At 34.8% G+C, this 6,026-nt stretch carries 6 protein-coding genes; 2 read left to right on the forward strand and 4 right to left on the reverse strand.

Annotated features, from left to right (window positions below):
* Nucleotides 1-445: 445 nt before the first annotated feature.
* On the reverse strand, nucleotides 446-838 hold the full coding sequence (locus tag GJV76_RS15040) for a nuclear transport factor 2 family protein (protein WP_155093407.1): 393 nt from the start codon (nucleotides 836-838) through the stop codon (nucleotides 446-448).
* A 79-nt stretch (nucleotides 839-917) separates the two neighbouring features.
* Complete coding sequence (locus GJV76_RS15045; RefSeq protein WP_155093408.1) at nucleotides 918-1,436, reverse strand: Crp/Fnr family transcriptional regulator; 519 nt, start codon at nucleotides 1,434-1,436, stop codon at nucleotides 918-920.
* A gap of 175 nt (nucleotides 1,437-1,611) precedes the next feature.
* Between GJV76_RS15045 and putP the strand changes: the two genes are divergently transcribed.
* Nucleotides 1,612-3,114 (forward strand): sodium/proline symporter PutP, encoded by a 1,503-nt coding sequence (gene putP / locus GJV76_RS15050; protein ID WP_155093409.1) that lies wholly within the window; start codon nucleotides 1,612-1,614, stop codon nucleotides 3,112-3,114.
* A 119-nt stretch (nucleotides 3,115-3,233) separates the two neighbouring features.
* Nucleotides 3,234-4,409 (forward strand): MFS transporter, encoded by a 1,176-nt coding sequence (locus GJV76_RS15055; protein WP_155093410.1) that lies wholly within the window; start codon nucleotides 3,234-3,236, stop codon nucleotides 4,407-4,409.
* Between the two features lie 2 nt (nucleotides 4,410-4,411).
* On the opposite strand, the gene GJV76_RS15060 is transcribed toward GJV76_RS15055, so the two are convergent.
* Both GJV76_RS15060 and GJV76_RS15065 read right to left on the reverse strand, forming a co-directional pair.
* Complete coding sequence (locus GJV76_RS15060) at nucleotides 4,412-5,002, reverse strand: uracil-DNA glycosylase family protein (RefSeq protein WP_155093411.1); 591 nt, start codon at nucleotides 5,000-5,002, stop codon at nucleotides 4,412-4,414.
* A gap of 13 nt (nucleotides 5,003-5,015) precedes the next feature.
* Nucleotides 5,016-5,792 (reverse strand): AraC family transcriptional regulator, encoded by a 777-nt coding sequence (locus GJV76_RS15065; protein ID WP_155093412.1) that lies wholly within the window; start codon nucleotides 5,790-5,792, stop codon nucleotides 5,016-5,018.
* Nucleotides 5,793-6,026 lie beyond the last annotated feature (234 nt).

Here is a 6,026-nt window from a genome sequence, read left to right on the forward strand (position 1 = left end):
ACGGGGTTTTGTTTTTTAGGCTTTTTAGACAGCCTCTTACACCTTTATAGTAAACATACGATACCCCATGGATTTGCATAATTATCAAATACTACACAGGTTTACAATACATTATAACCAATAATCACGTTCAATGATAAAAAATGGCACAGTTATTGAAATATTCTTGAAAACTTTTTTTTCATACTACTTTTAGCCCTACATAGCCCCCCATTATGTAGGGCTATTTCTTTTTAGACATGTTAGAGAAGATTGACAACGTTCTAAAAACCTATTGATCAATAGAAGATTGACCACTTTAGAAGATTGTGGCCGTATCTATTCCATTCAAATCTCATTAAAAAAATACAGCTAAGCATTCTGAAAAAACACTACAACAAAATACAATGTGATTCTTCTACTGAATTCTAATCCAGATTATGCATTAGCAAAGTAAAATAGCTTTCTACTCTATTACAGACCCCAGATCCTTACTTGCTATATCTCCCTCTAAATGAAAAGTAAGTTCATCACACAGAATAACCTTTTCATTTCTAAACTTAAAATAAGCAATCACCTTAATCGTACTCACATTGCCATTGGCATCTACGACAGATACCAAATGATTTGTAAACGCCTCATCCCCCTGCTCTACGCATGAGATTATTTTTACTTCAAGAGACTTCGTTTTATTTTTTAGAGCTTTCATGTGTTGACAAAACATTTCATAATCGAGTTTTTTTCCATCAACATATTGCACGTAATCCCTATCAAAATACCTCCCTATAATCTGCTCATCAAAAACAGGATTATCAAGAATGTCTTTAAAGTTTTGTTCAATTAATTGCTTCTTTGTCATAATTATATCTTTTAATATTATACAAGCAAAGTAAAGCACAAACACATTATACTGACGATAACAATTGTTAAGAAATAACTTACCTTCTATTTCTTATTCGACTCAAAGACACTGCTGTGATTCCAAGGTAAGAAGCAATATAATGCTGAGGAACTCGCTGTAATAACTCTGGAGATAAGGTTTGAAGTTGCTTATAGCGCTCTTCTGGCGAATACTTTATACGCGAAAGAAAAAGTCGCTGGTAAGCAAGCATTCGATTGATAATGTAGTCTTGAAATGCAATTTTGAGCGATTGATTATCAGATAAAATACTTTCAAAAACCTCTTTCTCAATCCAATATATTTCTGTTTCTTCGATTGTTTCGACACTATACGCACTTGGTTCTCCTGTCCAAAAACTCTCAAAAGAAGATATTAAACTTCCTTCAAACATAAATTGAAAAGTAACCTCCTCACCGTCTTTGTCTAAAAACATGCGCAAGCCACCCTTTTTAATCAAACCAATGCGATTGGCAATCATCCCTTCTTTTAAAACAATTACTTTACACTTATACGACTCCCTCGAAGATTCAGTAAAAAAAGCTTCTAACATTAACATAAGTAGAATTTTAACATTGTAAAGTTAGTGCACAATGTGATTAAAAATCAAATATTTACATATAAACATTAAAATTAATCACATAAAACCGAGATTTTCATCATTGCAAATCTTGTGAGTTTAGATATTTTTTTAGATATTTTTAACCAATTAAATAATTTAAAAAAACTACAAAATGCTTGAAACATTAGATCCAACAATTATTACCTTCACAATCTATCTCGTCTTAGTATTGGGTATAGGTGTAATTGCCTATTTACGCACAAAAGACTTTTCAGACTATATATTAGGAGGCCGAAGCTTTGGTCCTCTTGTAACCGCTTTATCCGCAGGAGCATCAGACATGTCAGGCTGGTTACTGATGGGATTACCAGGAGCGATATTCGCAAAAGGTTTATCACAGAGTTGGATAGCTATCGGCTTGATTATCGGAGCTTATTACAACTGGAAATTAGTAGCGGGAAGATTGCGTATACATACAGAGATTAATAATAATGCCTTAACTCTTCCAGATTTCTTTAACAATCGTTTTGGCAAGGATGGAAGATTGGTAAAAACAGTATCAGCTATAACGATATTAATTTTCTTTACTATATACTGTGCTTCAGGTATGGTAGCTGGAGCAAGACTCTTCGAAACACTATTCCACATGGAATACCTTAATGCTTTATACCTTGGGGCATTAGCAACGATAGCTTATACTTTCATCGGTGGTTTCTTAGCAGTTAGTTGGAGTGATACGATTCAAGCTAGTTTAATGCTGTTCGCTTTGATTCTAACTCCAGTAATGATTATAATGTACATGGGAGGTTGGGATGCTATCACTGCATATACGGCAGAAGCAGCAATTGCAACGAATATATCTTATTCGAGTTTGACTCATAATGTTAGTTTCATCGCTATCATTAGTGCCGCAGCTTGGGGGTTAGGATACTTTGGACAACCACACATCTTAGCGCGATTCATGGCAGCAGATAGCGTAAAAACAATGAAGAATGCAAGACGCATAGGAATGTCTTGGATGATTCTGTGCTTAGGTGGAGCAGTAACAATTGGTTACCTTGGTATTAGTTATTACTACAAACATACTGATATAGCTGCTGTAGTTACTAAAGATAACGAAATGATTTTTATAGAGTTAATCAAACAACTATTTAGTCCATGGGTAGTTGGTATTCTATTATCGGCAATCTTAGCAGCTGTGATGAGTACGCTAAGTGCTCAACTACTTATGTCTTCAAGTACGCTAACTCAAGACTTCTACAAAGCTTATTTCAGAAGAAGTGCAAGTCAAAAAGAACTTGTATGGACAGGAAGATTTGCTGTTTTATTAATTGCTTTAATTGCCATTTTTATTGCCTACGATCCTGATAGCAAAATATTAGCATTAGTATCACATGCTTGGGCTGGCTTTGGAGCTGCCTTTGGTCCAGCTATACTATTTACCTTATTTTGGCGAAAAACTACTGGTATGGGAGCTTTTGCTGGTGTATTAGTTGGAGCAGTTACGGTTATCTTATGGCCTATTTTATTTGGAAACACTTTATACGAAATTATACCAGGTTTTATTTTTAGTTCAATCGCTATTTATTTAACCTCTAATTACGGCAAAAAGGCACCTGCTGAAATGTTAGAGAAATTTGACACAGCAGACGCTATTTACCACAAGGAAAAGTAATTTTCTTATTATATTTCTCAAAACAGTAAGAGACTCTAAATTAGAGTCTCTTATTTTGTTTCATGCATTTTGTACAAGCAAGACAAAAACATACCTTTGCACCTCTGTACAAAAAGATTATGACTACTAAAGAACAACACCCTATATACAATAGACATTTTATTCTTGTTTGCTTAAGTTCACTCTTGTTTTCAGCAAGTTTCAACATGCTTATTCCTGAATTACCTGAATATCTTTCTAATTTAGGAGGAGCGGAATACAAAGGCTTAATTATTGGATTATTCACCATTACGGCTGGTATATCAAGGCCTTTTAGTGGTAAACTGACAGATAAAATAGGTAGAGTACCCATCATGGCTATTGGTTCTATCGTTTGTTTTATATGTAGTATGTTATACCCTATTCTAACAACTGTATCTGGTTTCTTATTTTTAAGGTTACTACATGGTTTTTCGACTGGTTTTAAACCTACTGCAACTGCAGCTTATGTAGCGGATATAGTCCCAAGAGAACGATGGGGTGAAGCTTTGGGATTACACGGAATTTCTTTTAGTACAGGTATGGCAATTGGTCCAGCAATCGGAAGCACAATCAAATTATATACTTCCATTGACTTTCTCTTTTATAGCTCTGCATTATTTGCTTTGTTGTCGATTTTGATTCTTTTAAATATGAAAGAAACCTTGCCTAAAAAAGAGAAGTTTTCCTTTTCACTTTTAAAAATGTCAAAACAAGATATCTTTGATATGGCTGTCTTCCCTGCTGCTTTAGTGACTTGTCTTTCCTATATAGCCTATGGAGTAATACTTACCTTAATTCCCGATTGGACAGAGCATTTGGGCCTTCAGAATAAGGGTATCTTCTTTATGATTTTCACACTCTCATCTTTGTTAGTGCGATTTGTTGCAGGTAAAGTGTCTGACAAGTACGGCAGAGTCTTGATTATTAATATTGGCTTAGTACTGCTTATAGTATCCTTGATCTGTATAGGTTTCCTTGAGAATGTTACAGGTTTATACACTGGGGCATTTATTTATGGTATTTCATTAGGTATATTATCTCCAGCTTTAAATGCTTGGACTATTGACTTTAGTAAACCAGATCAGCGTGGTAGAGCAGTTTCAACTATGTATATCGCCTTAGAGATAGGTGTTGGTGGAGGTGCATTTGCTGCTGGTTGGTACTATAAAGATATCATTAGCAATATTCCAATTATTATGTATTTGAGTGCTGGTATTATAGTCATTAGCTTACTCTATATGCTTTTGAGAAATAAGCTTCAGTTTAGCAATTAAGCTTAATTACCTTCGCTTTTACCTAAAATTATATCCACTTGGTGACGAAGTACAGGAACTACTTCATCTTCAAACCATTTGTTCTTTGCCTTCCAAATATTATTTCTTGGAGAAGGATGAGGCAATGGAAAATACGTTGGTAAATAATCGTGAAAATGATACACGTTCTCAGTTAAATTGCGAGAGCTATTCAGGTAGTAGTTTTGCGCATATTGCCCTACTAACAAAATCAATTTAGTTGACTTTAATTCGGTTAAAAGAAGAGGGTGCCAAGTAGGAGCACATACTTTCTTTGGAGGTAAATCCCCATTTTTTCCCTTACCAGGATAACAAAATCCCATAGGTATGATTGAGAAATTAGAAGTATTATAAAACTCGTCTTCCGTTACGCCTAACCATTTTCTCAATTGTTCACCACTTTTATCCTTAAAAGGTATCCCTGAATTGTGAACTTTCAAACCAGGTGCTTGTCCGATAATAATTATTTTTGAATCTACAGCAGACAGGACAATAGGATTAGCACCTAAAGGCAATTCGTCCTCGCAGATTTTACATTCTCTAATTCGACATAACAGCGTTTTAAAATCTTCCATAATCAATAGTCTTTTAAATTTCAGTCATATACTTCAAAGGCGTTTTCCCTGTATGCTTTTTAAAAAAATCTATAAAAGCACTATCAGAAGAAAACTGCAAAGCAAAAGCTACTTCGCTAATGCTCTTTCTCTCCGCTAACAATTCAATTGATCGAAATAGCCTCCACTGTAATCTCCAATCTTGGTAATTCATCCCTGTTTCCTTTTTGAATATACGGGAAATTGTTTTTTCACTTGCACCAACACTATTGGCTAATACACTCAAAAAAGGGGGAAGTTCCTTGTGTAGGACATACTTTTCTATTTGTGATTTAAGGCGATAATCTTCAGGGATTTTCAAAGTAAAGTCCTCGCTTTTTGCAAGTTCAAGTTCATCCCAAAATACCGACAACAAATTCTCTTGGCGCTGATCATAGGAAGTAAATTTCCAAAAACATATACGTTCAATAAGCTCCCGCAAGAGTGGATTCACGGCTATAACCTTTAGTCCTGAGTCAAGCTTATTAAAGTACTCACTTCGAATGTAAATTGAACGATAATCTACGACATTTCTAAAGGTAACCCTGTGTTTTACTGTTGGGGGAATGAACATCAATCTCGAAGGTGGCAAGATAACCTGTCTATCATCTGTTGTTAAAGTCATACACCCACTCGGAGCATAGAGTATCTGATAGTGGTGGTCATGATGGTGATAACCACTATCGTGCAAAACGAGATTCGATGCAATACCAACAACTGGTAAATCTATATCTTCTGCTTTAAAGTAATCAGTAGGTTCTAAGTAAGCCATTGTCCGATTATTATTATTTCTTGTATTTCTTATGTTATAAAGTTAGTCATTCTTTAAAGGATATTTGCAGAAAATTTATAAACAATGAAAACTAAATTAAGCATTGGCTTCATGATTGTACTTATGATGTTTCCGCAATTCGTTGAAACAATCTATAGCCCTGCGTTGCCGAGTCTTGCGGAATCGTTTAATATAACTATCTTAGCCCCTAAATAAGCTGGAGTGAAACTAGTA

The organism is Myroides albus, assembly GCF_009711045.1.
Lineage (GTDB): Bacteria > Bacteroidota > Bacteroidia > Flavobacteriales > Flavobacteriaceae > Flavobacterium > Flavobacterium album_A.